Raw genomic sequence first — 26,069 nt, 5'->3', positions numbered from 1 at the left:
GGGCGGCGCTTGGCCGCTAAATGAACGTATGTTTAATTCTTGATTCTTTCAGGAGTTTTTCAAGCCTGCAAGCATCGGTGTGCCGTGCCTGCCTGGGCGGCCCGGGCGCGGCGCCGGGGTGCCATCCGCCATCCTTGGAACGCGGCGTTCAATTGTCAAGCGCAGGGCGCTTAGGCGCAAGCATGTTGGGGGGGGACTGCGCGCCCGCCACTAGGACAGGCGCGCAACCGGTTGGTTAGGGGCGGTGCGGGGTCATTCCATTTGCTTGAAGTGGAATTCGCCGCCTTCCTTGATGCCGCTCGGCCAGCGCGAGGTGATCGTCTTGGTGCGCGTGTAGAACTTGAACGCGTCGGGGCCGTGCTGGTTGAGATCGCCAAAGGCGGATTTCTTCCAGCCGCCGAAGGTGTGATAGGCCAGCGGCACCGGGATCGGCACGTTGACGCCGATCATGCCCACGTTGACACGGTTCGCGAAATCGCGGGCGGCGTCGCCGTCGCGGGTAAAGATCGCGGTGCCGTTGCCCATCTCGTGATCCATCGCCAGCTTGAGCGCCTCCTCGTAGGAGCCGGCGCGCACGGTGCTAAGGACCGGGCCGAAGATCTCCTGCTGGTAGATGTCCATGTCGGGCGTGACCTTGTCGAAAAGGTGCGGGCCGACAAAGAAGCCATCCTCGTACCCCTGAAGCGAGAAGTCGCGGCCATCGACGACGAGCTCGGCGCCTTGATCGATGCCCGATTGCACCAGCCCGTGGATCTTCTCCTTGGCGGCGGCGGTCACGACGGGGCCGTAATCCACATCATCGCCGGCGGTGTAGGGGCCGACCTTGAGCTTCTCAATCCGCGGAACCAGCTTTTCAATCAGGCGATCGGCGGTTTCGTCCCCCACCGGCACGGCGACCGAGATCGCCATGCACCGCTCGCCCGCGGCGCCGTATCCGGCACCAACAAGGGCGTCGGCGGCCTGATCCATGTCGGCGTCGGGCATCACGATCATGTGGTTCTTGGCACCGCCGAAGCACTGCACGCGCTTGCCGTTGGAGCAGCCGCGCCCGTAGATGTATTCGGCGATCGGGGTTGAGCCGACAAAACCGATCGACTGGATCACGTCATGATCGATGATCGCATCGACCGCTTCCTTGTCGCCGTTGACGACCTGCAAGATGCCCTTGGGCAAACCGGCCTCTTCCATCAGCTCGGCCAGCATCAGCGGCACCGAAGGGTCGCGCTCGGACGGCTTGAGGATGAAGGCATTGCCGCAGGCGATGGCGGGCGCGAACATCCACATCGGGATCATCGCCGGGAAGTTGAACGGCGTGATGCCGGCGGTGACGCCAAGCGGCTGGCGCATCGAGTAGATGTCGATGCCGGGGCCGGCGCCATCGGTGAACTCGCCCTTCAGAAGCTCGGGCGCGCCGATGCAGTATTCGACCACTTCCAGGCCGCGCTGCACGTCGCCCTTGGCGTCGGGGAAGGTTTTGCCGTGCTCGCGGCTCAGAGCCTCGGCCAGCTTGTCCATGTCGCGGTTGAGCAGCCCGACAAAGGCCATCAGGACGCGCGCGCGGCGCTGTGGGTTGGTTGCCGCCCAGGCGGGCTGTGCGGCCATGGCGGCCTGCACGGCGGCGTCCATCTCGGCCGCGCTGGCCAGCGGGGTCTTGGCCTGCACCTCGCCGGTGGCGGGGTTGTAGACATCGGAAAAGCGCCCCGATGTGCCTTTAACGTGGGCGCCGTTGATGTAGTGGGTCAGTTCTTGCATGGGTATCTCCTCCGCAATGATTGCGCGAAGGATAGGCTTGCAAATTTCCGATGAAAAGAGGCAAGGTTCCAAAAGGGTTTTGCAAAAATAGAGGTCCGAAGTCCTTTAAGGATTTTGGTTTCATACAGTCGGTTTACGGACGAAATACCGACGAAATACCGACGTGATGAGGGAGGCCATGACATTGCACTGGGATGACATGCGGGTTTTTCTGGCCGTGGCCCGGGCCGAGAGCCTGTCAGGCGCGGGCAAGGTGCTGCGGGTCGATCCGGCGACGGTGGGCCGGCGCATCGCGCGGCTCGAGCAGAATCTGGGTGCGCCGCTGTTCGCCAAGAGCCCACAGGGCTATGCGCCGACGGACGCGGGCATGCGCCTGATGGCCCATGCCGAGCGCGCCGAGCAGGCCATGGGCGCCGCCCAGGAAGAGCTGGCCGGGCAGGAGGGGGGGCTGTCGGGGCAGATCCGCATCGGGGCGCCGGATGGTTGCGCCAATTTCCTGCTGCCGCAGGTCTGTGCCGAAATCGTGCGCGACAATCCCGACCTGGATATCCAGATCATCGCGCTGCCGCGGGTGTTCAACCTGTCCAAGCGTGAGGCGGACATGGCCATCGGCGTCAGCCCGCCCGAGGCCGGGCGCCTGACGGTGCAGAAGATCACCGAGTATAAGCTGCACCTCGCGGCGGCGCGGGGGTACCTGAAGGACAAGCCGCCGATCACCACGCCCGAAGACCTGCGCGGGCACCGGATGGTGGGCTATATCCCCGACATGATTTTCGACAAGGAGCTGGATTATCTGTCCGATCTCGGGGTCGAGCGCGTCCCGTTGGCCAGCAACTCGGTCTCGGTGCAGGTGAACTGGTTGCGCCATGGCGCGGGGCTGGGCGTGGTGCACGACTTTTCGCTGCCGATGTCGCGGCCGCTGCGCAAGGTGCTACCCGATCATATCAGCCTGACGCGGGCCTTCTACCTGATCCGCCACGCCGACGATCAGCGGCTTGAGCGGCTCAACCGGTTTGCCGATGCGTTGACGGCGGGCCTTCGCAACGAGGTGCAGCGCCTCGAAGCGCTGACTTGACAGAGTGTCGCGGGTGGAGGACGCTTGATTTCACATAGCGACAATGGCGGAGGTCCATCATGCACGTCCAGAACATCCTGTCATCCAAAGGCGATAGCGCGGTGATAACCGTGAAACCGGACGATGCGATCTCGGACGTGGCGCAGGTCATGGCCGAGCGCCGGATCGGCGGCGTGATCGTGTCCAGAAACGGGGACGACATCGTCGGTATCCTCTCGGAGCGCGATATCGTGCGGTCGCTTGCGCTGCGCGGGGCGGTGTGCCTGCAGGAAAAGGCGCAGGACATGATGACCCGCAACCCGACCTGCTGCCGGCGCGAGGATACCTCGGACGCGGTACTGCAGCGGATGACCGATGGCCGGTTTCGCCACATGCCCGTGGTCGAGAATCAGACCCTTGTCGGGATCGTGACCATCGGCGACGTGGTCAAGGCGCGGCTTCAGGAGCTGGCGATGGAGAAGGATGCACTCGAGGGGATGGTCAAGGGCTGGTAGGGGCGGCATTTTTCCCGCTTGCATTTCCCGGCGCAATAATATTGCGTGCGCGGCAACTATTCCGGCAGTGGAGCCACCCAATGCGCATCGGCCTTTATCCCGGCACCTTCGATCCCATCACGCTGGGGCATATCGATATCATCAGGCGCTCGGCGTCCCTGGTTGACCGTCTGGTCATCGGGGTGGCCATCAACCGCGACAAGGGACCTTTGTTTGAGTTGGAAGAGCGGGTCGCGATGATCGAGGAGGAAACCGCCACCCTGTCGAAAGAGACAGGGATGGAGATCCTGGTGCATCCGTTCGAGAACCTGCTGATCAACTGCGCGCATGACGTGGGCGCGCAACTGATCGTGCGGGGCCTGCGGGCGGTGACCGATTTCGAATACGAATATCAGATGGTCGGGATGAACCGGGCGCTGGACAGTTCGGTCGAGACGGTGTTCCTGATGGCGGATGCCGAGTACCAGGCGATCGCGTCGAAGCTGGTCAAGGAAATCGCGCGGCTGGATGGGGATGTGTCGAAATTCGTCACTCCCGCGGTGCGCCGTCACCTGCTCGATCGCATGGGCAAGCCCGGTTAAGCGCGCGGGCGCTCAGCCGCTCAGCGCCAGAACGCGGTCCATTCGATCAGCGCCGCGAATTTGCGGGCCAGGAAAAGGGTGTTGGCCCAATCCCAAAGATACCAATCCAGTGCGAGACACAGGGCGATCAAAACGCCAATGTAGAGGGCGATCCTATCGGTCATCAAAGGCTCCTGCGGGCGGCACTGGACATTGGTATGCCGCAGGGCCCCCGCAGGTGCAAGCGATGGATCGGTGGGCGCCTTAGTTGGTCTGGCCCATGGCGACGGCGACATCGGCCATGCGGCACGAAAAGCCCCATTCGTTGTCGTACCACGCCAGCACCCGCACAAGGCGCTTGCCGGTGACCTTGGTCTGGTCCGGCGCGAAGATCGAGCTTTCCTCGGTATGGTTGAAATCGATCGACACCTTGGGCTCGGGGTCATAGGCCAGAACCCCGCGCATTGCGCCGGTGGCGGCGCGGGCGACGGCCTCGTTCACCTCGGTCTCAGTCACGTCGCGCTTGGCCACGAAGGTCAGGTCCACCGCCGACACGTTGGGCGTGGGCACGCGTATGGCCGATCCGTCAAGCTTGCCCTTGAGACCGGGCAGCACCTCGCCCAGGGCCTTGGCGGCGCCGGTTGAGGTGGGGATCATCGCCATCGCGGCGGCGCGGGCGCGGTATAGATCGTCATGGCGCCGGTCCAGCGTCGGCTGATCGCCCGTGTAGCTGTGGATTGTGGTCATGATGCCGGACTCGATGCCGATCGCCTCGTCCAGCACCTTGGCCAGCGGCGCGAGGCAGTTGGTGGTGCACGAGCCATTCGAAATCATCTTGTCGCTGGCGCGCAGCTTGTCGTGGTTGACGCCAAAGACAACGGTGCGATCCACGTTCTTGCCGGGGGCTGACAGCAGGACCTTGCGCGCGCCGCGCTCGAGGTGTTTGGCGGCCTTTTTGCCATCGTTGAACTTGCCGGTGCATTCCATCACCACGTCAACGCCGGACCAGTCCAGCGCATCCATGTCATAGGTCGAGGAAACCTCGATCGCGCCGCGGCCCAGATCCATCCACCCCTCGCCGGTGGTGATCGTGCCGGGGAAGCGCCCGTGCACCGAATCATAGCGGATCAGGTGCGCCGCGGTTTCCAGCGGGCCGGTGGCGTTAAGCTTGACCACCTTGATGTCCTCGCGGGTGCTCTGTGCGATGTGGGACAGGGTGCAGCGGCCGATGCGGCCAAACCCGTTGATACCGACGGTGATGGTCATGCGATAGACTCCTGATCAGGTGCTGTGGCCGCGATATATCCCGCAGCGCCCCGTGCCGAAAGGTGGAAAATGCAGATTTCCGAACATGTTAGCGCAAAACAGGGATGGTTGCGCTAACGTGTGCCGGGCTGTCGCGCCGCGCCAACAGCCCTTGTCGCCAGCCGGGGGCGCGATAGGGTGGACAAAACCGCCGCAGGGCGGGCAATGAATGACGGAGAGCGGACATGAGCGGATTGCTGGCCCTTCTGGACGATGTCGCGGCGATTGCCAAGGTGGCGGCGGCGTCGGTCGATGACGTGGTTGGGCAGGCCACCAAGGCCGGGTCCAAGGCGGCGGGCGCGGTGATCGACGATGCGGCGGTGACGCCAAAATACCTTCATGGGTTCGAGGCGTCCCGCGAATTGCCGATCGTGTGGCGGATTGCCAAGGGATCGCTGAAAAACAAGCTGCTGTACCTGCTGCCCGTGGGGCTGGCCCTGTCGGCGTTTGCGCCTTGGGCGATTGCGCCTTTGTTGATGCTGGGCGGGGCATATTTGTGTTTCGAAGGGGCCGAGAAGATCGTGCACGCGCTGTTTCCGCACGCCGACCACGCCGTCGAGGCCGATTTCAATGTTCAGGACCCCGCCCACCTTGAGGAAAGCAAGGCGGCGGGTGCGATCAAGACCGATTTCATCCTGTCGGCCGAGATCATGACCATCGCGCTGGCGGAAATTCCGAAATCGACCTTGTGGGTCGAGGCGGCCACGCTCGCGGTGGTGGGGGTTGCGATCACGGCCGTGGTATATGGCGGCGTGGCCCTGATCGTGAAGGCGGACGATCTGGGGCTGCATATGGCCAAGGGTGGGCGCCTGAACCTGACACGCGGGGCAGGGCGCGGCATCGTCAGGGCGATGCCGGGCGTCCTGAAGGCGCTGACGATCGTGGGTACCGCGGCGATGCTATGGGTCGGCGGCGCAATCATTACCCACGGGCTTGAGCAGCTTGGCCAGGTCTGGCCAGCGCATCTGGTACATGATCTGGCTGTGGGGGCCGCCCATGCGGTGCCGCGTGCGGCGCAGGGCGCGGTGGAATGGTTTGTTGGCGCGGCCCTGAATGGGTTGGCAGGGCTGGCGCTTGGGCTGCTGCTGGTCCCGGTTGTGACGCATGGCATTGCGCCCCTGTGGGGCCGGTTGGCGCGCTTGCGGGGCGAGGAGCAGTAATTTTTGGCTAACACGCCCTGAAATCAGCATAATTTGATGCTACCTTGTGTGTGCCGCAAACAGGAGTGCGAGATGAACGTCAACCAGATCGTCAACATGGTGGTGCGCATGGTGATGCGTACAGTCATGCAAAAGGGCATGAGCGCGGGCATCAACAAGTTCGCGAACCGCAAGGGCAAGTCGGGGCAGGACGGCAGCGGCGACGCACAAGCCAAGAGCAGCAAGGCCGAGAGCGGGAAAAACAGTGACTACAACGATCCCGGCACGAACAAGCGCACGCGCCAGAGCCTGCGCATCGGGCGACGCATGGGCAAGTTCTGACCCGGTCAGGGTGCCGCGAAATGCTTGCTGAGCTTGAGGCCTTGCCCTTGGTAATTCGAGGCAATCCCCGCGCCATAGAGCTGATCGGGGACGGTGACCATATGCTCGTACACAAGGCGACCGACGACCTGCCCGTGTTCCAGGACAAAGGGCGTCTCGTGGCAGCGCACCTCAAGCACCCCGCGTGAGCCGCGTCCGCCGGCGCCGTCATGGCCGAAACCGGGGTCGAAGAACCCCGCGTAATGCACCCGAAATTCCCCGACCATGGCCAGGTAGGGCGCCATTTCGGCGGCATAGGCGGGCGGGATATGCACCGCCTCGCGGCTGACAAGGATGTAGAAGGCGCCGGGATCAAGGATGATCCGGCCATCGCTGCTATGCAGTTCCTCCCAGAAATCGGCGGGGCGGTAGTGATCGATCAGGTCCAGGTCGATAACGCCGGTATGCGGCTTGGCGCGGTAGCCCACCAGCGTGCCCGCGCGCGGCGCCAGATCGACGGAAAATCCCAGCCCCGCGTCGATCACGGCGGGGCCATCGACCAGCGGCGTGGCGGTGTGCAACGCGCGCAGGTCGCGGTCGGGCAGGGTGGCGTGCCCCTCGCGAAAGCGGATTTGATTGAGGCGCATGCCCGATCGCACCAGCACCGAGAAAGACAGCGGGCAAATCTCGGCATATAGCGGGCCAGAGTAGCCCGGCTGTATCCTGTCGAACTCCACGCCGCCATCGGTGATCAGGCGGGTTAGGATATCGAGGCGCCCAGTCGAGCTTTTGGCGTTGGCGACCGCGTGGATGCCTGCGGGCAGGTCCAGATGTTCCATCAGAGGGACCACATAAACGCAGCCCTTTTCCAGAACCGCGCCGGCGCTGAGGTCCACGCGGTGCATCTCGAACCGCGACAGCCGCTCGGCGACGCTGGCGCCTTCACCGGCCAGGAACGAGGCCCGCACGCGGTACGCGGTGGTGCCCAATCTGAGATCGAGGCTGGCGGGTTGGACCTGATCGGCGGGAATGGCGGGATCGGCGCCTATCTGGCCGTCATCGATCATTTTGCGCAATGTCTGGGACGGGATGACGCCGGTCATTGTGGCCCTCGTGGATGGATGAACGCCGCACGCCGCGCCCCTCGGAGGGGTGTTTGGTAGCGTTGTTTTGAAATGGTCGGGCTAGCAGGACTCGAACCTGCGACCTTCCGTCCCCCAGACGGACGCGCTACCAGGCTGCGCCATAGCCCGACGATGTCGCTTTCATACCGTTTCTGGCTGGCAGGGCAAGGGGAAATTACCAATTTTCCGCTACTCTTTGCGAGCGTCTTCGGTGGGGGCGTAAAGGGCGGTCAACTGCTCAAGCAGGGCGCGCACCCGGGCGCTGTTGTCTGCGTCGATGGGCCCCCTCAGCGCGGCGATGGTGGCGCAGAGCGACGCGGCGGGGGCATCATTGGCCGGGACAGTCGGGACAGGGGCGCTTGGCTTGGGTGCCGGCTCAGGCTGCGTGTCCGCGGGGGCCTCTGACTCCGGCTCGGGCGCGGTATCATCCGGCGCGGCGGTATGCGCGGGCATGGCCTCGGCAGGGGGTGCGGCTTGCTCTTCCTCCGGCGCGGGCTCGGGGTGCGGCGCGTCTTGTGTGGCGTCGGGGGCCTGCGGCGCGGGGGTGTCGGGCGCCTCAAGGTCGGCCTCCACCGCTTGGGTTTCAGGCTCTGCCTTGGCGGCGGGCTGTTGCGGCTGCCCTTCGCGCGGGAAAGTCAGCACGCGCGCGCTTTGCGGGGCGTCCTCGGGCACGTCGATGCTGCCTTGGGCGCTTGCCTCGCTATGCGCCTGATAGGCGGGCGCATCGTCGGCAAAGGTATCATCAAGCGGATCGGAAAGGTCCGAGACGTGTTTGACGCCATTTTCCCGCAGGACTTTCTGCACGCCCTTGATGGTCATGCCCTCGTCATGCAGAAGTTTCTTGATACCGCCGAGCAACAGCATGTCCTGCGGCCGGTAATAACGGCGCCCGCCCGCGCGCTTGACGGGCTTGATCTGTGAGAATTTGCTTTCCCAAAAGCGCAGCACATGGGCGGGACGATCCAGCCATTCCGCCACTTCGCTGATCGTGCGAAAGGCGTCGGGTGATTTGCCCATAAGCGCCCCCTTTTATCCCCGCCTCAGCGTTTGTTACCGTCCGCCACGCGATCCTTCATCAGGTGCGATGGCCGGAACGTCAAAACACGGCGCGGATTGATCGGCACCTCTTCGCCGGTTTTCGGGTTGCGGCCGATGCGTGCGGCCTTGTCCCGGACCGAGAACGTGCCGAAAGAGGAGATCTTGACCTGCTCCCCCGCAACCAGTGCATCGGACATGCGGGTCAGGACGCTTTCGACGATCTGGGCCGAGTCGTTGCGTGACAACCCCACTTCGCGAAAGATGGCTTCGCTCAGATCCATTCGGGTCAGTGTCTTTTCGCTCATGCCGGAGTCCCCCGTTTTGAGCGACAATAGGGTGAAGAGAATTTCCGAGTCAATATCAATGACTTGGGAAGCGCCGTTTATCCACAGTTTGGCAGGGTGTTGCGCGGCTACCAGCGCAGGACGACAGAGCCCCACGCAAGGCCGCCGCCGATGGCCTCGGTCACCAGCAGATCGCCCTCTTTTATCTGGCCGCGATCGCGCCCGACCGACAGCGCAAGCGGGATCGACGCGGCGGAGGTATTGCCGTGATCCTGAACCGTGACGATGACATGATCCATCGGAAGGTTCATTTTCTTGGCGGTGCCCTGGATGATGCGGATATTTGCCTGGTGCGGCACGATCCAATCCACGTCGCCCCCGTCAAGGTCGGCCTTGTCCAAAGCGGCGTGCGCAGTTGCGGCCAGCTTGTCTATGGCGTGGCGGAACACTTCGCGGCCCTGCATGCGCAGGTGGCCGGTGCTTTGCGTGGAGACACCGCCATCGACATAGAGGATATCGCGATATCGGCCATCCGAGTGCAGGTCGGTCGACAGAATGCCGCGATCCTGCGAGGTGCCCGCGGCCTCTTGCCCCTCAAGGATCAGCGCGCCGGCACCGTCGCCGAACAGCACGCAGGTCGAACGGTCCGTCCAATCCATGATCCGGCTGAACGTCTCGGACCCAATCACCATCACGCGGTTTGCCTGCCCCGAGGCGATCAGGGCGCTGGCATTGGCCATGGCGTAGACGAACCCGGCGCAGACGGCCTGCACGTCGAAGGCAAAGCCGCTGGTCATACCTAGGTTGGCCTGCACCATCGTGGCGGCTGACGGGAATGTCAGGTCCGCGGTCGAGGTGGCGAGGATGATCGCATCGAGATCGTCAACCGCAAGGTCGGCATCCTCAAGCGCGGCGCGCGCCGCGTGGGTGGCAAGCGTTGATGTCGTCTCGCCCTCGGCGGCGAAATGACGGCGTTCGATCCCCGAGCGGGAGCGAATCCACTCGTCACTTGTGTCGAGCGATTTCTCGAATTCGCTGTTGGGCACCACGCGGCTGGGCAGGTAGTGCCCGACGCCTTTGACAACGGCGCGTCGGGTCATTTCTTATCACCATCTGAGGGTTGATCATTTACATCATCTTCGGCCAGTGCGGGGGCTGATGCAACCCTTGCAGCAAGCTTTTCGGAAAAGCCCGAATGCGCGAGGTGAAAGGCCAGCTTGACCGCCGAGGAAACCCCGGTGGCATCTGCCGCACCGTGGGATTTGACCACGGTTCCGTTAAGGCCCAGGAAAACGCCGCCATTGGCGCGGCGCGGGTCGATGCGTTTCTTGAGCCGCTGCATCGACGTGTACGCCAGGATCGACGCCAGCCGCGACAGGGGGGTGTACCGGAACGCCTCGCGCAGCAAGTCCGAGATCAGGCTGGCGGTGCCTTCGCCCGTCTTGATGGCAACATTGCCGGTAAAGCCGTCGGTCACGATCACGTCGCAGGCATCGCCGGGGATGTCCTTGCCTTCGACAAAGCCGACATAGTCGAAATTGGCGCGCGGGGCGAACTCCGCGATCAGGTCGTTGGCGTCGTGCAGCTCGGGCCGGCCCTTGTGCTCTTCGGTGCCAACATTGAGCAGGCCGATGCGAGGATAGCTCAGATCGAGGCCGTTGCGGGCATAGGAGGCGCCCATCAGCGCATATTGTAGCAGATCGCGCGCATCGGCACGGATATCGGCGCCGACATCAAGCATGACGTTGAATTGCTGCGGATTGCGCGAGGGCCAGTGAATCGCGATGGCGGGGCGGTCGACGCCGGGCAGCTTGCGCAGGCGCACCATCGACAGCGCCATCAGCGCCCCGGTGTTGCCGCAGGAGACGGAAACCTCGGCCTCGCCTTCGCGTACCGATTCAAGCGCCGACCACATCGACGTGCCCTTGCCGTGGCGCATGACCTGGCTTGGCTTGTCTTCCATCCGCACGACACCTTCGGCATCGCGGATCTGGCAGCGGCCGATCAGCGGCTTGCGCTTGGCCACCAGCCGCTCCAGTTCGGCCCGGGGGCCGTGCAGGATAAAAGCGATGTTGCGGTTTTTCTTGGCGGAACGGGCAATACCGGCGACAACAGTCGCCGGCCCAAGGTCGCCGCCCATGGCGTCAACTGAAATGGTGATGCGCCCGGCCTTGGCGTTGGAGTGATCCTGCTCCGCAGTCATCTGAACGCCCGCTTGTTGCTGGATCAGGCTGCGTCTTCGTCCAGATCGACTTCGTCGGCCATGGCGACGACTTCGCGGTCGGCATAGTGACCGCAGGATGCGCAAACGTGGTGCGGGCGCTTCAGTTCGCCGCAGTTGACGCATTCGTTGGGATTTGCCGCAACCAGCGCATCGTGTGCGCGACGGTTGTTGCGCCGCGATTTGGAGACTTTGTTCTGCTGGACAGCCATGTCACAACCTCGATTTCCTGTGGGCACATCGCCCGGTTTCGCGTGGGTTCACGGCTCATATTCGGTCAATGCCGACATGTCCAACCCAAAATTCGGATGAGGGGCGGAAAATACCGACATTGCCCAGAGTCGCAAGCGGTTTTTTCAATGCTCAGCGGTCATTGTCATCATCGTTGTCCGTGGGCTTCTCGGCCATCAGGTCCGCCAGGCCGGCGAAGGGGCGCGTGTCCTCGTCGCGCATGGGGGTTGCGCCCGGCTCGGTATGCACCGCCTCTCCCAGCTCGACACCGGGGGCGCGAGGGTGCATCGGCAGCGCGAGGCTGAGCGCCTCGATCATGACGGCGCCGGGGTCGATCACGCTGCGCAGGGGCTCGGCGGTGTCGTCCTCGGGCATCTCGGCCTCTTCGCTGTCGGGCTCGATGGGGGTGGGATCGGCCAGATAGCGCCGGGTCACGGCCTCGTCTATGCGGGTGGTCACGGGGGCAAGCGTGACCGCGCAGGGCTGCGTGACAGTTGCGCCAAGCTGCCCGTCGAGACGCCAGTCGCGCGGGCCGTCGGCGCGCACAGTGCCCGAAAACGACAGCTTGCGTAGCCCGCTCAGGTCCAGCTCCTCGGCGATCGCGGCCAATTCCTCGGCGCCGGGGCGCAGGTTGAATTCGGTCGGGGACTGCGTTGACAGCTTGGCCACGCGCAAGGCGGCCTGGGTGTGCACCGAAGATTCGGACATGCGTTGACCCGTTTCCTTTCTTGAACCGAAGATGATCCTTCTATAAGCGTCGATAAAAGGCGCGATCGGCCATTTCAAGAGGGCAACCATGTCTGCGAAACGCACGGGACTTCGTAATATCGTCATCGGCTTGTGCCTTTTGGCGCTGGCGGGCTGCTCGGCCACCTACCGCAATCACGGCTACATTCCGCTGGAGGAGGATCTGCAGAAGATCACCGTCGGCGTGGACACCCGCGCCAGTGTCGAGGAAACCGTTGGCGCGCCGACCACCGGCGGCGTTCTGGATGACAGTGCGTTCTATTACGTCCAGAGCCGGATGCGCCATTTCGCCTATCAGCGGCCCCAAGTGGTCAAGCGCGAGGTGGTGGCCATCAGCTTTGACAGGGGCGGCGTCGTTCGCAATATCGAGCGGTTCACGCTGGAGGATGGCAATGTCGTGCCGATCTCGCGCCGGGTGACGGATTCGTCGGTGGTGGATACGAACATCCTGCGGCAGTTGATGAGCAAGCTCGGGCGCTTCAGTGCCGACAGCATGCTTGGAAACTGATCCACGCTGCGGCCGGTGTCACCGCGGTGACATGACCGGCGTGCTACGCGCCTGCGTCGGGACAGATAGTGCGGGTATGCGGAGCGAAGTGGATGCCGATTCTTGAAAAAGGGCGCTACCGGGGCAGGATTGCCGAGACGCATGCCGATATTGAGCGCGCGCAGCGCCTCAGGCAGCGGTGTTTTCGAGGGTCCGCGACGGGGTTGGACAGCGACGGGTTCGACCAACTTTGCCGGCATTTCCTGATCGAGGACCGGGATAGCGGGCAATTGGTGTGCTGCTTTCGTGTCCTGCCCATAGAGAGCGGCGCGCGGATTGGGCAAAGCTATTCGGCGCAGTTCTACGATCTGTCCGCGCTTGAAGGGTTCGGTGGCCCGATGGCGGAAATGGGCCGCTTCTGCATCGATCCCGACTGGAGCGACGCGGACATCCTGCGCCTCGGATGGGGGATCTTGACGCAGTATGTCGATCAATGCGGCATCGAGATGCTGTTTGGCTGCTCGTCCTTCCGGGGCACGGATGCCGGCGCCTACGACGATGCGTTTGCCCTGTTGAATGCGCGGCACCTGGCGCCGCGGCGGTGGTGGCCGCGGATCAAGGCGCCGCGCGTGGTGCGCTTCGGCGACGGCGCGGGCAAGGATACCGACATGCGCCGCGCGATGCGCCGGATGCCGCCTTTGCTCAAGACTTACCTGGTGATGGGCGGCTGGGTCAGTGACCATGCGGTTGTCGATGACGCACTGAATACGCTGCACGTGTTCACCGGGCTTGAGATCGGGGCGATCCCGCCGGGACGGCAGCGCCTGCTGCGCGCAGTCGCTTCGTGATGGGCCTTGGGCGTGCGGGCGTGTGCAAGGCGCCTTGACGGCCCCCCGCGTAGCGGGATAGCTGCGCGCCATGGCACGCACACCACTTTTGCAACTTTCCGATGTTTCGTTGACCTTTGGCGGCGCGCCCTTGTTCGCCAACATGTCCCTTGTGGTGCATCAGCGTGACCGGGTCGCACTGGTGGGGCGCAACGGGTCCGGAAAATCAACCCTGATGAAGGTGATGGCGGGCCTTGTCGAGCCGGACACCGGCACCTGTACGACTGCACCGGGTGTCACCGTGGGCTACATGGAACAAGAGCCGCGCATGGAAGGGTTTGAAACGCTCGGCGAATTTGCCTCGGAAACCCTTGAGCCGGGCGAGATGTACCGCGTTGAAATGGCCGCCGAGGGCCTGAAGTTCGACCCGGACCGCCGGGTTGCCACTGCGTCGGGCGGTGAGCGGCGGCGCGCCGCGCTGGCGCGCCTGATGGCCGAGGCGCCCGAGCTGATGCTGCTGGACGAGCCGACCAACCACCTCGATATCGAGGCGATCGCGTGGCTTGAGCAGGAGCTGAAGGCTACGCGCGCGGGCTATGTCCTGATCAGCCACGACCGCGCGTTCCTGCGGGCGTTGACGCGGGCGACCCTGTGGATCGACCGGGGCGCCGTGCGCCGACAGGAGATCGGGTTCGAAGGGTTCGAGGCGTGGCGCGACAAGGTCTGGGAAGAAGAGGATCAGCAGCGCCACAAGCTTGACCGCAAGATCAAGTCCGAGGCCCGGTGGGCCGTGGAAGGCATCAGCGCCCGGCGCAAGCGCAACCAGGGCCGGGTGCGTGCGCTGCGCGACCTCAGGGATCAGCGCGCCGGCCAGATCAAGCGGCAGGGTACGGCGGCAATGGCCCTGGAATCAGGGCCGAAATCGGGCCGCAAGGTGATCGAGGCCACAGGGATTTCCAAGGCGTATGGCGACGATGTCATTCTGCGCGACTTCTCGATCCGGATACAGCGCGGCGATCGCGTGGCCTTTGTCGGACCCAACGGAGCGGGCAAGACGACGTTGCTTAAGATGCTGATGGGCGAGATTGAGCCAGACAGCGGCAGCGTCAGCCGCGGCACCAACCTGATGCCGGCGGTGTTCGACCAGGCGCGCGCCCAGCTTGACCCGGACATGACCCTTTGGGACAGCCTGACTGGCGATGCCGAAATGCGCGTGTCCGGCAAGGCTGATCAGGTGATGGTGCGGGGCGAGCCGCGCCACGTGGTGGGCTATCTGAAGGATTTCCTGTTCGACGAGCGTCAGGCTCGCGCGCCGGTGCGGGCCCTGTCGGGCGGCGAGAAGGCGCGCCTTTTGTTGGCGAAACTGATGGCGCGCGAAAGTAACATCCTGGTGCTGGACGAGCCGACCAACGATCTGGACGTTGAAACGCTGGACCTGTTGCAGGAATTGCTAGACGATTACGACGGCACGGTCCTGCTGGTTAGCCACGACCGCGATTTCCTTGATCGCGTGGCAACAGCGACCGTCGCGATGGAGGGCAACGGCCGCGCCACCGTCTATGCCGGCGGCTGGAGCGACTACCGCGCGCAAAAGGCCGAGGCGGAGGCCGAACAAGAGGCCGCGCAGAAAAAGCAAAAGCCAAGTACCGGGGCGTCCAAGGCCCCCAAGAAGGACCAAGGCACGGCCGCCTCGACCCTGTCGTTCACCGAGGAACACAGGCGCCAGGAACTGCCCGGCGAGATTGAGCGCCTTGAGGCCGAGATCGCCAAACTGGAAGAGTTCCTGTCGGCGCCCGACCTGTACACACGCGAGCCGGTGAAGTTCGAAAAGGCGACAAAGGCCTTGGCCGAGCGGCAAAAGACCCTTGCCGCCGCCGAGGAGGAGTGGCTCGCTCTGGAAGAAAAGGCCGAAGCAGCGCTATAGTGCCGGTGAGGCACCCGAGGCGGAGGCATGGCGCAGTGAAAGACCGGATCAGGCTACTTTATACGGGGCGGTCCAAGCGGGCGACCCAGTTTCGCTATGCGTTGCTGGTGTTCGACGCGGTGACAATCCTGTTTTTCATCGGCACGGCGCCGCTACCGATTACGCCGGTGCTATTGCTTGTCGATGGCGTCCTGGGGGTGCTGATCTTTGCTGATCTGTGCGCACGGCTGTGGATCACGGAAAACAGGCTTCGGTTCTTGCGGCAGATCTACGTGATCGCGGATATTGTCGTTCTTGCCTCGCTACTGGCGGCGCCGCTGATGGGGCAGACACTGGGCCTGTTCCGCGTGGTGCGGGCGCTGCGCCTTCTGCATTCCTATCACGTGCTGCGTGACTTGCGCCGCGACAACCGCTTTTTCCGGCTGCACGAGGATGCGATCATCGCCGCCGTAAACCTGTTCGTGTTTGTCTTCCTGATGACGGCCGTGGTGTTTTTCCTGCGCGGCGGCGACAGCTCGGAGTTGAGCAGCTATATTGACGCTCTGTATTTTACCGTTGCGGCGCTAACCACGACGGGGTTTGGCGATATCGTGCTTAGCACGACCACCGGCAAAATTCTGTCGGTGCTTATCATGATTTTCGGCGTGGCGCTGTTCGTGCGGCTGGCGCGGGCGATTTTCGTGCCGGCCAAGATCAGGCACAAATGCGCCGGGTGCGGCCTGTCGCGGCACGACCCGGACGCGATCCATTGCAAGCATTGCGGCCGCGAGTTGAAGATCGAAACCGAAGGTGCCGAACAATAGCGCCGCCCGCGCGGATCGGCGGGCGGCGGCCTTGCGGCGGGCTCAGCGCATGCGCAATGCTCCGTCAAGGCGGATGGTTTCACCGTTCAGGTAATCCGAGGCGATGATGAATCGCGCCAGATCGGCAAACTCGGCCGGATCGCCCAACCGCTTGGGGCAGGTGACATCGGCCGCAAGCCCCTGCATCACCTCTTCGCCAAGCCCGATCAGCATCGGCGTGCGGAAGATACCCGGTGCGATTGCCATGACACGGATGCCATCGCGGGACAAATCGCGCGCCATCGGCAGGGACAGCCCCGCGATCCCCGCCTTTGAGGCGGCATAGGCGGCCTGGCCCTTTTGCCCGTCGAACGCGGCGATCGAGGCGGTGTTGACGATCACCCCGCGCAGTCCGTCGGGCGAGGCGGTGTTTTCCGACATCGCGCTGGCCGCCAGCCGCGCCACGTTGAACGTACCCACGAGGTTGACGTCGATGGTGCGGCGGAAGCTCTCCAACCGGTGAGGCCCCTCGCGGCCCAGCGTTTTCTCGGCGGTGGCGATCCCGGCGCAGTTCACCGCAGCGGTCAGCCGCCCCATCGTTGCGCGCGCGGCATCAATGGCGGTCTGGACCGATGCCTCGTCGGTGACGTCGCAACTGTGGAAGGTGGCGCCGATCTCTTGTGCGACTTCGGTGCCGCGCGCAGCGTCGCGGTCAAGGATCGTCACCTTGCCCCCCGCGGCGGTAAGGGCGCGGGCCGTCGCCTCGCCCAGGCCCGAGGCGCCGCCGGTGACGATCGCGGCAGTGTCTTCAATACGCATGTGCTGGTCGTCCTTTCAAACTGAACATGCGTTCAGATAACGTGGCGACGCGCGCCCTGTCAAAGCGAGTTGTCGCGGTAGCGCCGAATGCGGGCCAGGATCGAGATTTCGATCACTGTCAGGATGATGCGATAGATGTGGTTCGCGCTGACGATCGCGGGGTTGGCGTTGAGGCTGAGCGCGACAAGCGCCATCTCCGTCACGCCGCCGGGGGCAAGGCTGATCAATGCAACGTCAAAGGCGGTCTCGGTGATCTGGTGCACGGCCAATGCAAGCACCGTGCCCAGGGCCAGCATCGCCGTGACCGAAATAAGCCCCAGCCATAGCGCCCGCATCATGTCCGACCGGGCCAGCCCGGTGAACCGCAGACCCAGCGATGTGCCGATGACTACCTGTGCCGCGTGGATCAGCCAATCGGGCAGGGCCGGCGCGCCGATTCCAGACAGCGACATGACCGCCGCGACAAACAGCGGCCCGGTCAACTGCCCCGCCGGCAGCCGGAACTTCAGGCCAAGCCACAGCCCGGCACCCCCTGCGACGGCAACCAGCGGCAGCTCCGAAAGGCCGGTTTGCGCGGGCGCAAGGCTGGCGCCGCCGGCGCTGCCCACCGGCGCGCCGTACCACAGCGACAGGCCCACAGGCACGAAGGTGATGACAAGGATGATACGCAAGAACTGTTGCAGGCCGATCACCGCGACATCGGCACCGGCATCTTCGCCCATGGCGATGGATTCCATCAACCCGCCGGGTGTGCCGCTATAGAAGGCGGTGCTGCGATCATAACCGCCGAGGTGGTGAAAAATCGCGAAGTTCCCGGCATGGGCCAGACCGACAAACAGCGTCAGCGCCGCCAGGCTGATCGCCATCGAGGGGATGAGCGCGGCCAGATCCGGCGTCACCTGCGCGCCGATCATCACGCCGATCGCCGCAATGAACACAAGGCGTAGCGGCTGCGGGAAAAGATACCCCGCGGGCAAGCGGTGCGCGGCCATGATCGCCACCGCTGCAGACACGATCAAACTGCCCAGCATGAACGGCAGGGGCAGCGGCGTCAGCGTCGCCACCGTGCCGCCGATGGCGCCGAGGCAAATCAGGATGAGCGTGGCAAGGTGGGTCGATGCGAACATGGCGGCCTGCGTGGTTGCGCCATGCTTAGCGCGATGCGCGCCGGGTTGGAAGCGGGTGCGTGCAAGATCGGAATTGACATACGTGTCGGTACCAGCGACACAAGTGTCATGCTCTGGCTCTGCACCGGGCGGAGGCAACGCGATGAGGTCTGCTATGGGATATCCTCACATCTTCAAGCCGCTGCGCCTGCGCCACAAGGAATTGCGCAATCGTATCGTGTTCGGCGCGCACACCACCAACATGGCCGAGGATGGCCTGCCCGGCGCGCGCCACACGGCCTATTACCGCGAACGGGCCATGGGCGGCGCGGCGATGATCGTGGTCGAGCCGATACCGGTGCACCCCGCCGCGGTGCTGACGCGCGGCAATTTTCGCCCGTGCTCCGATGAGGTGATCACGCCGTTTCGCCAGATGGTCGAAGCCTGCCAAGCCGAAGGCGCGGTGATGATCCAACAGCTTTATCACGTCGGCGCGCATGGCGACTGGGACAACAGCTGGCACGCGCATTGGTCGCCCTCGGGCGGGCCCAGCTATCACGACAACGATGGCAGCCACGAAATGACCGAGGACGAGATCGAAGAGACGATCGCGGGTTTCGTTGCGGCGGCACGGCGGTGCCAGCAGGCCGGCTTCGACGGGGTCGAGGTTTGGGCGGCCTATCACTGCCTGCTCGATCAGTTCTGGGTGCCGTTCTCCAATCAGCGCGACGATCGATGGGGCGGCAGCCTGGAAAACCGTACGCGATTCTCGCGCGAGATCCTGCGCAGGATCAGGGCGGCCTGTGGCGAGGATTTCATCGTCGGTCTGGCCGTGAACGACGAGCCGGACAGCGCGGTGATGCTTGATCACGACGAAATGGTGCAGATCATCGCGCTGCACGATGCCGAAGGGTTGATGGATTACGTCACCGTGGGCATGGGCAGCTACCTCGATTTTTACAAGATCATCCCGAGCTTCCAGTATGGCGAGATGCTGTCGGTGGACCTGTGCACGCGACTGAAGGCGGAATTGAAGACCGCGCTGGTGATCAGCGAGGCACAGCTTCGCACGCCCGAGAACGCCAATACCGTTCTGGGCGCGGGGCAGGCCGACATGGTGTCGATCGTGCGCGGACAGATTGCCGATCCGCATCTTGTGGCCAAGGCACAAGGTGGTCGGGACGAGGATATTCGCGGCTGCCTGTCGTGCAATCAGCAATGCTGGGGCCGGCGGGGCCGGGATTACTGGATTTCGTGCGTCGTGAACCCGTCTGCGGGGCACGAGGCCGAGTGGGGCGGCGATCGCTTTACAGCGGCGCGCAGCCCCGCGCGCGTGCTGGTGGTGGGGGGCGGCCCCGCGGGGCTGGAGGCGGTGCGCGTCGCCGCCGAGCGCGGGCACCAGGTGAGTTTGGCCGAGGCCGGTCCGGCGCTTGGCGGGCGGTTCATGCTGGCGGGGTGGCAACCCCGGCGCGGCCAGATCACCGAGCTGATCGCGTGGTACGAGCGGCAGCTTGACGGGCTAGGCGTCAAAACGCGGCTGAATTGCTACCTCGATGCGGACGAAATCGCGGAGTTTGCCGCCGATCACGTGATCCTTGCCACCGGGGCTTTGCCGGACGAGAGCGGCTTTCAAAAAGCGATGCCGCATGTGCCCGCGCTGCCCGGCGTGGGAGGTGGCGGCGTCTGCACCGCCGAGGACGTGATGGCGCGCGCTGCCCGCCCCGGATCGCGGGTTATCGTGCTGGACGAAGGCGGCGCATGGCGCGCCATCGGGACCGCGTGGAAATTGGCGCAAGACGGGCACGTGGTCACCATCGTGACGCCCGACGCGATGGTGGCGCAGGATTTGCAGCGCTCTGCCACGGATGGCCCGGCACGACGCACGCTGGCCGATCTGGGCGTGCGGTTTGTCGTCGAAAGCGCGATCACCCGCTGGCACGCGGGGCAGGGGGCCGAGGTCGTGTCGCTATTGACCGGAAAGGCCGAGGAGATCGCAGCCGATACGCTGGTCTTGGCCGCTGGCGTGCGGGCAGACACCGAACTTGCCGCCGTGCTTCGTACCATTGGACGTGTGCCGATCCTGATTGGCGATGCCCTGGCCCCACGCAACGCAGCGGCGGCAATCCACGAGGGCCGCAAATGCGCGCTGACGCTCTGAGCGGCAGACCGAAGCGATCAATCAAGGGAGGGGTGTTGGAGCCAGCGCCTTGCATTCCGTGGCGCACCTACCCGCCGAGCGCCTTGTGGACAACGACGCCCTGTCGAACATGAGCTCTCGAAAGATCCGTCGCGAGGTGTCTGAGCTAAATGTCGGTTAAGCGGACAAAGCGGGCGTTCGGGTCGGTTCGGGACATGGGAAAGCTGGCCTGGAGGGGGCATCTCATATAACGCCTCGCGCGAAATAGCGCCCGAAGGGCGCCGCGCATCGCCGGGCCGCCCGTCGCCCCAAAGGGGCGCCGCCTATAATCGGCACGCCTCTGGCGTGACGGCACGGCGATTGGGCTGACGTCCGCGCAACGCTCTGATGTTGTTCGGATTTGGCTGGAATAAAGTGCCCCGCACCAGCGAAGGATCGCCGCACCGCGGCCCGACGATGCGCGGCTTCTCAGCCGGTTGTGCAATGTGCGCTCAAGGCCATACGCCGCCAATACCGTGCCGGCCTGATCCGGCACAAAGGGTTCGGAGCAGTCATAGCGCCCCGAGCCTTGGTATCGCTCACCTGCACCACAAAATACAAAGGGCTGGGCGCTGGAGCGGGTGAAGGGAATCGAACCCTCGTCGTCAGCTTGGGAAGCTGCTGCTCTACCATTGAGCTACACCCGCCTGAGGCGCCGCTGACTGGTATGCCAGCGGCGCGCAGAGGTCAAGCCCTTCGGCGCCGCCTCCGTCCGCCACCGTCGGTGTCCTGTCCCTTGGTGTTGTAGCTGACATCGGGGAGGGGCACGATTGCCGATAGTTCAGGGAACGGGTCGGTCGCGTGGGGGATCGCGTTGGCGGCGATGAAATGCTCTTGGAAGCGCGGTTCGATCGCGGTTTCCACCTTGGTGATGCGGTGCACGACTTCCTCGATCTCGGCGCGGGCGGCGACGTTGCTGAGCGCGATGCGCGCGCCGGTTCCGGCGGCGTTGCCGGCGCTGGTGACCTTGTCCAGCGGCACGTCGGGGATCATGCCCAGAACCATGGCATGCTTGGGGCTGATATGCGCGCCAAAGGCACCGGCCAGCACCACGCGATCGACCTTGTCCACGCCCATTTCATCCATCAACAGTCGCGCCCCCGCATAAAGCGCCGACTTGGCAAGTTGAATGGCGCGGATATCGCCTTGTGTGACGGCCACCAGCGGGCCGCCCTGATCGCGGCCATCGTGGATCACGTAGGCATGCGTGCGCCCCTCGGTGATGCAGCGCGGCGTCCCCACCTGTTCTGCCGACCCGATCAGGCCGGAGGGGTCCAGCACACCGCTCATGCGCATCTCGGCCACTGCTTCGATGATGCCCGAGCCGCAGATGCCGGTGATGCCGGTGACCGCGGCGGCCTCGGCAAAGCCCTCCTCGTCCGACCAAGGCTCGACCCCGATCACGCGAAAGCGCGGCTCGCGGGTCTTGGTGTCGATCTCGACCCGTTCGATCGCGCCGGGGGCAGCGCGCTGTCCGGCGCTGATCTGTGCGCCCTCGAACGCGGGGCCGGTAGGCGAGGAACAGGCCAGAACCCGCGATTTGTCGCCAAGCTGTATTTCGGCGTTGGTCCCTACATCGACCACCAGCACCAGGTCGTCGGATTTGTGCGGCTCTTCCGACAGGGCCACGGCGGCGGCGTCGGCGCCGACATGCCCGGCGATGCACGGCAGCATGTAGCATCGCGCGCGCGGGTTGGGCGCCGTCAGGTCCAGCGCCGCGCAGCCAATCGAGATACTGTCCGAAGTGGCCAGCGCGAACGGCGCCTGGCCCAGCTCCACCGGGTCGATACCCAAGAGCAGGTGGTGCATCACCGGGTTGCACACGATCACCGCCTCGAGGATCAACTGCGGCGCGATGCCGGCCTCGCCCGCCAACTCGGCGATCAGGGTGTCGATCGCCTCGCGCACGGCGCGGGTCATCTCCTTGTCGCCGCCGGGGTTCATCATGGCGTAGGACACGCGGCTCATAAGGTCTTCGCCAAAGCGGATTTGCGGGTTCATCACGCCCGCCGAGGTCAGCACCTGACCGTCCACCAGGTCGACCAGGTGCGCGGCGATGGTGGTTGATCCCAGATCGATGGCAAGGCCGTATATGCCCCCCTCGTGCAGGCCGGGCCATACCTCAAGCACGCGCGGCTTGGCGCCGGTGTGATCGTGGTGCACCGCCACTGTCACCTGCCAACCGCCCTTGCGCAGGGTGGGCTGCAACCGACCCAGAAGCCCGGGATCGGCGGCGATGCGTGGGATGTCCCATTGCGCCGCAAGCGCCCGCGCCAGGCGTTCAAGGTCGCCGGTCGGCTCGTGCATGTCGGGCTCTTCCACCTCGACGAGGTACAGCCGCGTCGCCGGGTCCATCACGATGTCGCGGGCGGTGGCGGCCTTGCGCACGACCTGTTTGTGCACCTGGCTTTCGGCGGGCACGTCGATCACCACGTCCCCCTGAACCGTAGCCTGACAGCCCAGCCTGCGCCCCGGTTTCAGCCCTAGTTTGCTGTCATAACGTTCTTCGACCGCGTTCCATTCGGATAGCGCGCCGGGCGACGATGTGACGCCGTGCTTGGAAAACTCGCCAAAGGACGGCGTCACCTGGCATTTGGAGCAAATCCCGCGCCCGCCGCAGACCGAATCCAAGTCCACGCCAAGTTGCCGGGCCGCAGTCAGGACGGGGGTGCCCTTGGGAAAGCGGCCCCGTTTGCCCGAAGGGGTAAAGACCACGAGGGGGTCAGTGCTCATGTGACTCGTCCTGTTCGTTGCGCTCGGGGCTACCTTATTCCCCATATAGGACGCGAAAGGGTGAGGAACGTCAGATAATCGCGCGCCAGCGTCATTTTTGTCCGGCCGATCTTGTCGTGATGTCCGGCGCGTGGCTGGTCATGCGGGGAAATGGCCCTTTCATCCTTGTCCGAGACGTGTAATAGGGACGTGCCAAACGATCTGTCCATGGAGATGAGAAATGGAGATTCGTGAGGCTCTGACCTTCGATGATGTTCTTTTGGTACCCGCCGCGTCGGACGTGATACCATCCACCGCCGATACCCGCACCCGGGTGACGCGCGAAATTGCCCTGAACATTCCCTTGCTCAGCTCGGCCATGGACACGGTGACGGAATCGCGCATGGCCATCACCATGGCGCAGTTCGGCGGCATGGGCGTGATACATCGCAACCTCGATATCGAAGAGCAGGCCCGCCAGGTGCGGCGCGTAAAGCGTTTCGAATCCGGGATCGTCTACAACCCGATCACCCTGTCGCCCGATCAGACCCTGGCCGACGCCAAGGAGTTGCAGGCGCGCTATCGCGTGACCGGCTTTCCGGTGGTGGACGACAAGGGGCACGTTGTCGGCATCGTGACCAACCGCGACATGCGCTTTGCCGAGGATGACGCGACGCCTGTACGGGTGATGATGACCAGCGACAACCTGGCCATCCTTGTCGAGCCGGCCGACCGCGAAGAGGCCAAGGCCCTGATGAAGGCACGCCGGATCGAGAAGCTTCTGGTTACCGACAAGGACGGACGGTTGACCGGGTTGCTGACGCTCAAGGATACCGAGCAGGCGGTTCTCAACCCTTCGGCCTGTAAGGATGATCTGGGTCGGCTGCGCGTGGCGGCCGCGTCAACCGTCGGCGATGCCGGGTTCGAGCGGACAGAGGCCTTGATCGACGCGGGCGTGGATATGGTGGTGATTGACACCGCGCATGGCCACTCGTCCGGCGTTTCCGAGGCGGTCGCGCGCGCCAAGGCGCTGTCGAGCACCGTGCAGGTGGTCGCCGGCAACGTCGCCACCGCTGAAGCCACGCGCGCGCTGATCGGTGTTGGCGCCGACGCGATCAAGGTGGGGATCGGGCCCGGCTCGATCTGCACCACGCGCATGGTTGCCGGCGTTGGCGTGCCGCAGTTGACGGCGGTGATGGATTGCGTCGCCGCCGCCGGGGATGTGCCCATAATCGCCGATGGCGGGATCAAGTATTCGGGCGATTTCGCCAAGGCGATCGCGGCTGGTGCGTCTTGCGCGATGGTTGGCTCGATGATCGCGGGGACGGACGAAAGCCCCGGAGAAGTCATTCTTTATCAAGGCCGCAGCTTCAAGAGCTACCGCGGAATGGGTAGCCTTGGCGCGATGGCGCGCGGCTCGGCCGATCGGTATTTCCAAAAGGACGCCGCCAGCGATAAGCTGGTGCCCGAAGGGATCGAGGGGCAGGTGCCCTACAAGGGCGCGGCAGGCGCCGTCATCCATCAGTTGATAGGGGGCTTGCGCGCGGCCATGGGCTATACCGGCTGCTCGACCGTGGACCAGATGCGCCGCGACTGCAATTTCGTCCGGATCAGCAACGCGGGCCTGCGCGAGAGCCATGTGCACGATGTTCAGATAACCCGCGAAAGCCCCAATTACCGCATTGGATAACTTGTTTCATATCAGCGCATTGGGCGACATAATTCATGTGATCAAGGCATGACGCCCGCCGCCCGAATTGCCGCCGCGTCCGAGGTGCTGGACAAGGTGCTTGCCGGTGCCGCGGCCGAACAGGCGCTCACAGGCTGGGCGCGCAGCGCGCGGTATGCGGGCTCTGGAGACAGGGCCGCGGTGCGCGATCATGTGTTTGATGCCCTGCGCCGCTTGCGATCCGCCGCCGCGCGGGGTGGGGGAATGACGGGCCGCGCCGTTATGATCGGCCTGCTGCGCGAGCGCGGCGAAGAGCCGGGCGCGTATTTCACCGGGCAGGGGCACGCGCCCGCACCGCTCAGCGATGAGGAGGCGCGCGCGGGCCGCTCTCCGGAAGGCGCCGAGGCGATGGACCTGCCTGATTGGCTCTGGACCCTGCTGCGCGAGGCCGAGGGCGATGAAAGGGCGGCTGATCTGGCCTTGCAACTGCGTAAACGGGCGCCGGTGATGCTTCGCGTGAACCTGCGCAAGGGGGCGCGCGCCGATGCCATCGACATGCTGGCCGAAGACGGGGTCGACGCCGCTCCCGATAGCATTTCCCCGACTGCGCTCAAGGTGAATGCGGGGGGGCGACGTATTCGGGCCGCGCGCGCATATACCAACGGATTGGTAGAGCTTCAGGACGGCGCGAGTCAATCCATTGTGGATGAGCTTCGCCTTGTAAGTGGCATGAAAGTGCTTGATTTTTGCGCCGGTGGCGGCGGCAAGGCACTGGCCATGGCCGCGCGCGCGGATATCGAGCTGTTCGCGCATGACGCCGACCCGGGCCGTATGCGCGACCTGCCGCAGCGCGCCTTGCGGGCGGGGGCAACGGTTCGGCAGGTCACGTTGCACGACGCGCGGGCCCTGGCGCCCTTCGATCTGGTGCTGTGTGACGCCCCCTGCTCTGGCAGCGGCGCGTGGCGCCGCGCGCCTGATGCCAAGTGGCGGCTGGACCCGGACGCATTGGCGCGATTGCAGGCTCTCCAGGATCAGATCCTTGATCAGGCCGCCACGCTTGTCGCGCAGGACGGCACGCTTGCCTACGCGACCTGCTCGATCCTCGGGTCCGAGAACGACGCGCGGGTCGATGCGTTCCTGGCGCGTCATGAAACCTGGACCACGCAGGCCCGGCGGCATTGGGACCCGGGGCCATCCGGCGACGGCTTTTTTGTCGCGCAGCTATTGCGCCGTCGAGACTGATGGCGCGCAACCCAAAGCTGCAAAATGATCTGAA

25 protein-coding genes and 2 tRNA genes are annotated in these 26,069 nt (G+C 64.7%); 12 read left to right on the top strand and 15 right to left on the bottom strand.

The annotated features are described in order from the left end of the window. Positions 1 to 252 precede the first annotated feature (252 nt). Positions 253 to 1,752 carry a CoA-acylating methylmalonate-semialdehyde dehydrogenase gene (locus G568_RS0102545; protein ID WP_026756577.1) on the bottom strand — a complete coding sequence of 500 codons (1,500 nt, stop codon included), beginning with the start codon at positions 1,750 to 1,752 and terminating at the stop codon, positions 253 to 255. A 184-nt stretch (positions 1,753 to 1,936) separates the two neighbouring features. Between G568_RS0102545 and G568_RS0102540 the strand changes: the two genes are divergently transcribed. The 3 genes from G568_RS0102540 (at position 1,937) to coaD (ending at position 3,902) form a co-directional block, all read left to right on the top strand. After that, positions 1,937 to 2,827, top strand: coding sequence for a LysR family transcriptional regulator (locus tag G568_RS0102540; protein WP_026756576.1), 891 nt, complete (start codon positions 1,937 to 1,939; stop codon positions 2,825 to 2,827). 59 nt (positions 2,828 to 2,886) lie between these two features. Further along, the gene (locus G568_RS0102535) at positions 2,887 to 3,321 is read left to right on the top strand and encodes a CBS domain-containing protein (protein WP_026756575.1); all 435 of its coding nucleotides are present in this window, start codon (positions 2,887 to 2,889) and stop codon (positions 3,319 to 3,321) included. An 80-nt stretch (positions 3,322 to 3,401) separates the two neighbouring features. Continuing rightward, complete coding sequence (gene coaD, locus G568_RS0102530) at positions 3,402 to 3,902, top strand: pantetheine-phosphate adenylyltransferase (RefSeq protein ID WP_026756574.1); 501 nt, start codon at positions 3,402 to 3,404, stop codon at positions 3,900 to 3,902. Between the two features lie 20 nt (positions 3,903 to 3,922). Here coaD and G568_RS20465 read toward each other — a convergent pair whose 3' ends face one another. Further along, on the bottom strand, positions 3,923 to 4,066 hold the full coding sequence (locus G568_RS20465) for a hypothetical protein (RefSeq protein ID WP_026756573.1): 144 nt from the start codon (positions 4,064 to 4,066) through the stop codon (positions 3,923 to 3,925). Positions 4,067 to 4,145: 79 nt separating this feature from the next. Continuing rightward, positions 4,146 to 5,147, bottom strand: a complete 1,002-nt coding sequence (gene gap, locus G568_RS0102520; RefSeq protein WP_026756572.1) for a type I glyceraldehyde-3-phosphate dehydrogenase — start codon at positions 5,145 to 5,147, stop codon at positions 4,146 to 4,148. Between the two features lie 224 nt (positions 5,148 to 5,371). Here gap and G568_RS0102515 point away from each other — a divergent pair, with 224 nt between their 5' ends. Together G568_RS0102515 and G568_RS18020 are read left to right on the top strand one after the other, a co-directional pair. After that, the gene (locus tag G568_RS0102515) at positions 5,372 to 6,346 is read left to right on the top strand and encodes a DUF808 domain-containing protein (protein WP_026756571.1); all 975 of its coding nucleotides are present in this window, start codon (positions 5,372 to 5,374) and stop codon (positions 6,344 to 6,346) included. Between the two features lie 72 nt (positions 6,347 to 6,418). Next, positions 6,419 to 6,667, top strand: coding sequence for a hypothetical protein (locus tag G568_RS18020; protein WP_157084243.1), 249 nt, complete (start codon positions 6,419 to 6,421; stop codon positions 6,665 to 6,667). A 5-nt stretch (positions 6,668 to 6,672) separates the two neighbouring features. Here the strand turns inward: G568_RS18020 and G568_RS0102505 are convergent, their stop codons facing one another. From G568_RS0102505 to G568_RS0102470, 8 genes are all read right to left on the bottom strand, one after another. Continuing rightward, complete coding sequence (locus tag G568_RS0102505) at positions 6,673 to 7,749, bottom strand: 2'-deoxycytidine 5'-triphosphate deaminase (RefSeq protein ID WP_026756570.1); 1,077 nt, start codon at positions 7,747 to 7,749, stop codon at positions 6,673 to 6,675. 73 nt (positions 7,750 to 7,822) lie between these two features. Beyond that, positions 7,823 to 7,899: transfer RNA gene (locus G568_RS0102500), tRNA-Pro, on the bottom strand. A gap of 60 nt (positions 7,900 to 7,959) precedes the next feature. Continuing rightward, a complete protein-coding gene (locus tag G568_RS19875) occupies positions 7,960 to 8,787 on the bottom strand; it encodes a MerR family transcriptional regulator (RefSeq protein ID WP_026756569.1) in 828 nt (275 codons plus the stop codon). Positions 8,788 to 8,810: 23 nt separating this feature from the next. Next, a complete protein-coding gene (gene ihfA / locus G568_RS0102490; RefSeq protein WP_026756568.1) occupies positions 8,811 to 9,113 on the bottom strand; it encodes an integration host factor subunit alpha in 303 nt (100 codons plus the stop codon). A 107-nt stretch (positions 9,114 to 9,220) separates the two neighbouring features. Further along, entirely contained in the window at positions 9,221 to 10,192 is a 972-nt protein-coding gene (locus G568_RS0102485; RefSeq protein ID WP_026756567.1) for a beta-ketoacyl-ACP synthase III, read from the bottom strand. Continuing rightward, positions 10,189 to 11,295, bottom strand: coding sequence for a phosphate acyltransferase PlsX (gene plsX, locus G568_RS0102480; RefSeq protein WP_026756566.1), 1,107 nt, complete (start codon positions 11,293 to 11,295; stop codon positions 10,189 to 10,191). Before plsX ends, G568_RS0102485 begins: the two co-directional genes overlap by 4 nt. A 23-nt stretch (positions 11,296 to 11,318) precedes the next feature. Further along, positions 11,319 to 11,525, bottom strand: a complete 207-nt coding sequence (gene rpmF, locus G568_RS0102475) for a 50S ribosomal protein L32 (RefSeq protein WP_026756565.1) — start codon at positions 11,523 to 11,525, stop codon at positions 11,319 to 11,321. 151 nt (positions 11,526 to 11,676) lie between these two features. Further along, the gene (locus G568_RS0102470; RefSeq protein ID WP_026756564.1) at positions 11,677 to 12,252 is read right to left on the bottom strand and encodes a YceD family protein; all 576 of its coding nucleotides are present in this window, start codon (positions 12,250 to 12,252) and stop codon (positions 11,677 to 11,679) included. An 88-nt stretch (positions 12,253 to 12,340) separates the two neighbouring features. Here G568_RS0102470 and G568_RS0102465 point away from each other — a divergent pair, with 88 nt between their 5' ends. The 4 genes from G568_RS0102465 (at position 12,341) to G568_RS0102450 (ending at position 16,332) form a co-directional block, all read left to right on the top strand. Further along, entirely contained in the window at positions 12,341 to 12,799 is a 459-nt protein-coding gene (locus G568_RS0102465) for an outer membrane protein assembly factor BamE (RefSeq protein WP_026756563.1), read from the top strand. Positions 12,800 to 12,891: 92 nt separating this feature from the next. Further along, the gene (locus tag G568_RS0102460) at positions 12,892 to 13,626 is read left to right on the top strand and encodes a GNAT family N-acetyltransferase (RefSeq protein WP_026756562.1); all 735 of its coding nucleotides are present in this window, start codon (positions 12,892 to 12,894) and stop codon (positions 13,624 to 13,626) included. Positions 13,627 to 13,696: 70 nt separating this feature from the next. After that, positions 13,697 to 15,529 carry an ABC-F family ATP-binding cassette domain-containing protein gene (locus tag G568_RS0102455; RefSeq protein ID WP_026756561.1) on the top strand — a complete coding sequence of 611 codons (1,833 nt, stop codon included), beginning with the start codon at positions 13,697 to 13,699 and terminating at the stop codon, positions 15,527 to 15,529. Positions 15,530 to 15,564: 35 nt separating this feature from the next. Beyond that, positions 15,565 to 16,332: a potassium channel family protein gene (locus G568_RS0102450; protein WP_037373541.1), complete on the top strand. Its 768-nt coding sequence runs from the start codon at positions 15,565 to 15,567 to the stop codon at positions 16,330 to 16,332. 42 nt (positions 16,333 to 16,374) lie between these two features. Here the strand turns inward: G568_RS0102450 and G568_RS0102445 are convergent, their stop codons facing one another. Both G568_RS0102445 and G568_RS0102440 read right to left on the bottom strand, forming a co-directional pair. Next, positions 16,375 to 17,130: an SDR family NAD(P)-dependent oxidoreductase gene (locus G568_RS0102445; RefSeq protein ID WP_026756559.1), complete on the bottom strand. Its 756-nt coding sequence runs from the start codon at positions 17,128 to 17,130 to the stop codon at positions 16,375 to 16,377. Between the two features lie 59 nt (positions 17,131 to 17,189). Next, the gene (locus tag G568_RS0102440; protein WP_026756558.1) at positions 17,190 to 18,257 is read right to left on the bottom strand and encodes an AbrB family transcriptional regulator; all 1,068 of its coding nucleotides are present in this window, start codon (positions 18,255 to 18,257) and stop codon (positions 17,190 to 17,192) included. 154 nt (positions 18,258 to 18,411) lie between these two features. Here G568_RS0102440 and G568_RS0102435 point away from each other — a divergent pair, with 154 nt between their 5' ends. Then, positions 18,412 to 20,394 carry an oxidoreductase gene (locus G568_RS0102435; RefSeq protein WP_026756557.1) on the top strand — a complete coding sequence of 661 codons (1,983 nt, stop codon included), beginning with the start codon at positions 18,412 to 18,414 and terminating at the stop codon, positions 20,392 to 20,394. 591 nt (positions 20,395 to 20,985) lie between these two features. Here the strand turns inward: G568_RS0102435 and G568_RS0102430 are convergent. Together G568_RS0102430 and G568_RS0102425 are read right to left on the bottom strand one after the other, a co-directional pair. Next, a tRNA-Gly gene (locus G568_RS0102430) sits at positions 20,986 to 21,059 on the bottom strand. A gap of 40 nt (positions 21,060 to 21,099) precedes the next feature. Then, a complete protein-coding gene (locus tag G568_RS0102425; RefSeq protein WP_026756556.1) occupies positions 21,100 to 23,145 on the bottom strand; it encodes an ASKHA domain-containing protein in 2,046 nt (681 codons plus the stop codon). Between the two features lie 220 nt (positions 23,146 to 23,365). On the opposite strand from G568_RS0102425, the gene guaB reads away from it, so the two are divergent. Both guaB and G568_RS0102415 read left to right on the top strand, forming a co-directional pair. Next, on the top strand, positions 23,366 to 24,814 hold the full coding sequence (guaB, locus tag G568_RS0102420; RefSeq protein ID WP_026756555.1) for an IMP dehydrogenase: 1,449 nt from the start codon (positions 23,366 to 23,368) through the stop codon (positions 24,812 to 24,814). A 48-nt stretch (positions 24,815 to 24,862) separates the two neighbouring features. Then, positions 24,863 to 26,035 (top strand): RsmB/NOP family class I SAM-dependent RNA methyltransferase, encoded by a 1,173-nt coding sequence (locus G568_RS0102415; RefSeq protein ID WP_026756554.1) that lies wholly within the window; start codon positions 24,863 to 24,865, stop codon positions 26,033 to 26,035. Positions 26,036 to 26,069: the final 34 nt, after the last annotated feature.

Source organism: Sediminimonas qiaohouensis DSM 21189 (assembly GCF_000423645.1).
Lineage (GTDB): Bacteria > Pseudomonadota > Alphaproteobacteria > Rhodobacterales > Rhodobacteraceae > Sediminimonas > Sediminimonas qiaohouensis.
The sequence above is the reverse complement of the archived record's forward strand: the minus strand, read 5'-3'. Positions and strand labels throughout refer to the sequence as shown.